This window comes from Alteromonas sp. AO-Serp, from assembly GCF_017849675.1.
Classification (GTDB): domain Bacteria; phylum Pseudomonadota; class Gammaproteobacteria; order Enterobacterales; family Alteromonadaceae; genus Alteromonas; species Alteromonas macleodii.
Genome location: NZ_JAFLMX010000228.1, coordinates 1 through 1304, shown reverse-complemented (window position 1 = coordinate 1304; position 1304 = coordinate 1). Strand labels below are relative to the sequence as shown.

Below are 1304 nucleotides of genomic sequence, written 5' to 3'. Positions count from 1 at the left end.
TGACTACCTAGACGCATGGTACCGCCAAGATCTGAGTTTTCTGTACGAGTTTCAGTTGTTCCTGCAGCATCTAACCACTCAGTGATAAGGCCGACTACAGGGTAAGGGGTTTCAGAGTCGAACTCTGTGCTGTTCGCGTTTTCCATACCCGCAACGTTTCGCGCGTATTCGATAAGCGCGACTTGCATACCTAAACAAATACCTAAGTAAGGCACTTTGTTTTCACGAGCATAGCGGGCAGCCGCAATTTTTCCTTCGATACCGCGCTCACCAAAGCCGCCGGGTACCAAAATAGCATCTAGCTGTTCTAGAATTTGAGTACCTTTGCTTTCCACGTCTTGTGAGTCGATGTGATGAATGTTTACGGTAAGACGGTTTTTAAGACCAGCGTGCTTAAGCGCTTCATTAACTGACTTATAGGCATCAGGCAATTCAACGTATTTGCCAATCATTCCGATATTTACTTCAGCCGTCGGGTTAGACTCAGCGTAAAGTACTTGTTCCCACTCAGATAAGTCGGCTTCATCGCACTCTAAACCAAAGCGGTCTACAACCAGCTGGTCCATACCTTGCGCTTTAAGTGCAGCAGGAATACGGTAAATGCTGTCTACGTCTTTTAGTGAAATAACGGCTTTATCTGCAACGTTGGTGAACAGCGCGATTTTAGAACGTTCGCTGGCAGGCAATGCACCTACTGAACGGCATACAAGAATGTCTGGCTGAATACCAATCGAGCGAAGCTCTTTTACCGAGTGCTGCGTAGGCTTAGTTTTTACTTCGCCTGACGCTGGCATATAAGGTACAAGCGTTAAGTGCATGAACATCGCACGCTCACGGCCTACTTCGGTACCAAGCTGGCGAATTGCTTCTAAGAAAGGTTGTGACTCAATGTCACCTACGGTACCACCCACTTCAACAATAGCCACATCGTGACCTTCAGCACCTTCAATTACACGGCGCTTAATTTCATTGGTAATATGAGGAATAACCTGGATAGTTGCACCTAAGTAATCACCGCGACGTTCGCGCTTTAACACTTCTTCATATACACGGCCGGTCGTAAAGTTATTGCGCTTAGTCATGCGGGTGCGAATAAAACGCTCGTAGTGACCAAGGTCAAGGTCGGTCTCGGCGCCGTCATCGGTAACAAATACTTCACCATGCTGGATAGGGCTCATAGTGCCCGGGTCGACATTGATGTAAGGGTCGAGTTTTAACATGGTTACGGTGAGACCGCGAGCTTCCAGAATTGCGGCCAACGATGCTGCAGCAATACCTTTACCTAGCGATGAAACTACACCACC

Annotated in this window: 1 protein-coding gene; it reads right to left on the bottom strand. The window is 47.7% G+C overall.

Features of this window, described 5'->3' with window-relative positions:
- A partial coding sequence (pyrG, locus tag QVA83_RS15520) for a CTP synthase (RefSeq protein ID WP_287498661.1) occupies positions 1 to 1304 on the bottom strand: 1304 nt, incomplete at both ends.